Raw genomic sequence first — 3,176 nt, 5'->3', positions numbered from 1 at the left:
ATCTTTAATACATTGGCTAAGAATATTTGCAAACGATCTGCATTTGATTTTGGTTGAGCTAGATATACGGAAAAAGTCTAGATACTATGCCATATAGAATAGATATATGGAAATTTTCTGAATATTAGCCTGTATACGATAGTTATACGGAAAAAAGACCGGATATCATGCCATATAGGCTAGAATATATGGAAATTTTCCGTATAATAACAAGTTAGACTTCCCAAACCCGTAAATGCATCTTGGTGCAAAAGATAATTATTAGCTCAAATTTGGGAATACTCAATTTGGTACATAGTTGTAAAACTGCTGCCGATATAAACAGTATTCAAGGATTTGAGTATCTTAAATGCCAAGAGAGCCGGAAAAAGGCACACCCGCTTTATACAAATACCAGAGCGTGCAATACTTTCATTTTGAGGTGCCGCCTGGAACCGCATATGTTCTTACTGCTGACCCTTGGTCATTTCTTCAGGCATGGATTATTCAGAAAATTCCGAAAAAACGCTCTAAAAACCGTGAATGTTTCACCAGAGCCAAGTATTATTCTCAATTAGCAGCAAATTTTTATAAAGCTGCTGATGCTACTGAATTTCCTATAAAAGCAACTCTTACTTACTATGGGATGCTAAATCTTGTGAAGTGCTTTTTGTCTATTCGTGGCATTGAGCTTGAAAGCACATTAGAACACCACGGTCTTACTTTGCCTCTTGGAAAAAAGCAGCTCATACAAATAAATAATTCATCTCACGGTATCTCTATATTTTCTGAATTTGCAAAGCTGCTAAATAAACCTATCTCAGGTCAGCATGATTTATCTGTTAAAGATTTAATTTGCCATATTCCTGAGTTACATGAGATGGCACATAGTCTTGGACAGCTACCTTGGTCACGAAGAAAATTTCTTCCAGTGGAGATAGGTTTTCTCGTTAATAGCAGAAAAGATAAATTATTTACAGAAATTAAATATGAAAAGAAACAAGAAACACGAGTAGATACATCAAAATTTTATAAAGAAACTCGTAAAGACTATTTTCACGATCAAAGAGAAAATAATGGCTGGTTGATTTATCGGAGTAAGAATAAAAAGCCTGTTAATCAAAACAACTTTCCCACAATTTACCGCAATATACAGAAAGATTATACAGAGTTTGCTCTAGCATCATTGCTCACCCGCTCTGGTTACAGATACTACTGCGATTTAAAGCCAGGTTGCTATCATCATCTCAGTTTTTCACTTGCTCTTCTTTTTTATCTTGGCTCGGTTGCACGTTACCGTCCAACGGAAGTAGAAGATCTATTAATTAGTGAACTAAGTCCTTTAGTTAGTGAAGCAATCGCAGTTGTCCCAAAGCAGTTTCTATATCAGTTGCTTAGTTTTATTACTGGGAATGTGTGCGTGATTCCCCAATCCAAGTTGTGATCGTAATGCAGATTACGATGTTATAGTTACACGACAATGCTAAGCAGGTCTAACAAGCGGCTGCACTCGGAACAGATCGTTACTCCATCGGTTATGATGCAAACATTGTCGCCGTCCGGTGAGCCGCCAGCCGTTAGCAAGACAGAGAAGAGTAGATAAACTCAATGATGGCAGTTAGATTACTCGAACTGGACGACGCACCGAATGTAATCGCTCTGCAACGACAGGCACTCTTGACATCTCCCTTAGCATTCGTTGCCTCACTGAAAAACGATCGCAGACTGTCACTTGAGTTCATGCGCCGATCGCTCACCAGCATTACTAGGTAAAATGAGGCGACCTACTCTTAAATCTGCATGAGCGAAACCGTCTATATCGAAACCAGTATTGTCGGCTATCTTACTGCTAGATCCAGCAATAATTTGATCTTGATGGCAAATGTAGAGGTAACGCGAGAATGGTGGGATAATCGCAGTCCCCAGTTTACGCTCTACATTTCTCAAGTAGTTCTAGATGAGGTAGCACGAGGAGATGCGGAGATCGCAACTCGGCAACTTGAAATTTTGCGTGACTTTCCTCTACTCGAAATTGATCGAGCAGTTCAAAATTTAGCAGCACAATTTTTGAGTAGAAGCAATCTTCCACCCAAAGCGTCTGATGATGCACTGCATATCGCAGCAGCTACCGTTTACAGATTGGACTATCTGCTAACGTGGAACTGTAAGCATATTGCAAATGCTCAAATTCAGAAAAAGTTATTTCAAATTAGCCTTGATGCTGGATACGAGCTACCGACCATCTGCACCCCTTATGAGTTAATGGGAGAGTAAAAATGTGGACCGATGAAGTCCTCGAAGAAATTCACAAAATTCGAGAAGAACATGCTAAGGCTTTCAACTACGATTTACAAGCAATCTGCGACGATCTACGCCGCAAGCAAGCTGAAAGTGGTAGACAAATCATTTCGCGTCCATTAAAACAACCTCGTTGGCAGCAGGACAACAACGCGGTGCAGGTAAGCGTTTAGAGTTTTTCGTCGAGTTTGAGCGATTGACGACGGGTGAACGCCACCGATAATCGGACACAATCTACAGAGACACTTGCTAATTAAATAGTTTGTGCATAGAAAAGTAATAATTTCAACGCCATCGCCTCCACGATCTTACCGACAGAAGCGATCGCTTGTAAGCCGAATTACTTTGTGACAGCACCAGAATCTTCAAACACTTGCTTGAGCAGAGCCAAACCTGTATCAATCTGAGCAATTTGCTCGTCACTCAACGAATCGAGTAAATTCGCAATATAAGCCCGCGTCTGCTCCCGCGCTGTTTGCAGATGCTCTTTGCCCGCTTGAGTTAACTTTAATTCCACTCGTCGCCGCTCTTGGGGATGGTCGCAGCGATGGACGAAATTGCGCTGTACCAGTCGTTCGGTATTAGCAGAAGCAGTAGCGCGGGTGACTCCCAAATGCTCGGCAAGCTCAGATAAAGATGCCCCAGGATTGCGATCGAGAAATGCTAAGGTGCGAAACTGAGGTACAGACATATCAGTAGCATTAATCGCTCGCATATCTGCCCGAATAAAGCGCATGACCAGAGGCACAGCTTCCATGACTCTAGCCGCACACTGTTGAGATTTTTTTCGAGTCGATTTGGACGATCGCGTCACAATTGCTACTGTTCCAGACATGAGTGCGGCTACGTATAGAGCCGTTACTATACTGTAGCGGCAATAACGCTACCATCTCTATTTT

At 41.5% G+C, this 3,176-nt stretch carries 6 protein-coding genes; 4 read left to right on the top strand and 2 right to left on the bottom strand.

All coding sequences use genetic code 11. The annotated features are described in order from the left end of the window. The first annotated feature begins 349 nt into the window (after positions 1-349). Positions 350-1,423, top strand: coding sequence for a YaaC family protein (locus ACRC32_RS06995; protein WP_438553290.1), 1,074 nt, complete (start codon positions 350-352; stop codon positions 1,421-1,423). A 39-nt stretch (positions 1,424-1,462) separates the two neighbouring features. On the opposite strand, the gene ACRC32_RS06990 is transcribed toward ACRC32_RS06995, so the two are convergent. Then, positions 1,463-1,588: a hypothetical protein gene (locus ACRC32_RS06990; RefSeq protein ID WP_438553289.1), complete on the bottom strand. Its 126-nt coding sequence runs from the start codon at positions 1,586-1,588 to the stop codon at positions 1,463-1,465. On the opposite strand from ACRC32_RS06990, the gene ACRC32_RS06985 reads away from it, so the two are divergent. From ACRC32_RS06985 to ACRC32_RS06975, 3 genes are read left to right on the top strand one after another with little or no spacing between them, the layout of a single operon-like run. After that, positions 1,588-1,752 carry a hypothetical protein gene (locus tag ACRC32_RS06985; protein WP_438553288.1) on the top strand — a complete coding sequence of 55 codons (165 nt, stop codon included), beginning with the start codon at positions 1,588-1,590 and terminating at the stop codon, positions 1,750-1,752. The two genes, ACRC32_RS06990 and ACRC32_RS06985, sit on opposite strands and share 1 nt — an antisense overlap. A 27-nt stretch (positions 1,753-1,779) precedes the next feature. Then, a complete protein-coding gene (locus tag ACRC32_RS06980; protein WP_438553287.1) occupies positions 1,780-2,253 on the top strand; it encodes a type II toxin-antitoxin system VapC family toxin in 474 nt (157 codons plus the stop codon). Between the two features lie 2 nt (positions 2,254-2,255). After that, complete coding sequence (locus ACRC32_RS06975) at positions 2,256-2,450, top strand: hypothetical protein (protein WP_438553286.1); 195 nt, start codon at positions 2,256-2,258, stop codon at positions 2,448-2,450. A 167-nt stretch (positions 2,451-2,617) separates the two neighbouring features. Here ACRC32_RS06975 and ACRC32_RS06970 read toward each other — a convergent pair whose 3' ends face one another. After that, positions 2,618-3,112 (bottom strand): MarR family winged helix-turn-helix transcriptional regulator, encoded by a 495-nt coding sequence (locus ACRC32_RS06970; protein ID WP_438553285.1) that lies wholly within the window; start codon positions 3,110-3,112, stop codon positions 2,618-2,620. Between the last annotated feature and the right edge of the window lie 64 nt (positions 3,113-3,176).

The sequence above is a fragment of the Chroococcidiopsis sp. genome (genome assembly GCF_051657925.1).
GTDB lineage: Bacteria > Cyanobacteriota > Cyanobacteriia > Cyanobacteriales > Chroococcidiopsidaceae > Chroococcidiopsis.
This window is presented reverse-complemented; position numbering and strand designations above follow the sequence as displayed.

Bases quoted from the DNA above. Each gene is read 5' to 3' on its own strand.
- ACRC32_RS06995 (WP_438553290.1), top strand. From the start codon at position 350: ATGCCAAGAGAGCCGGAAAAAGGCACACCCGCTTTATACAAATACCAG.
- ACRC32_RS06985 (WP_438553288.1), top strand. From the start codon at position 1,588: ATGATGGCAGTTAGATTACTCGAACTGGACGACGCACCGAATGTAATC.
- ACRC32_RS06980 (WP_438553287.1), top strand. From the start codon at position 1,780: ATGAGCGAAACCGTCTATATCGAAACCAGTATTGTCGGCTATCTTACT.
- ACRC32_RS06975 (WP_438553286.1), top strand. From the start codon at position 2,256: ATGTGGACCGATGAAGTCCTCGAAGAAATTCACAAAATTCGAGAAGAA.
- ACRC32_RS06970 (WP_438553285.1), bottom strand. From the start codon at position 3,112: ATGTCTGGAACAGTAGCAATTGTGACGCGATCGTCCAAATCGACTCGA.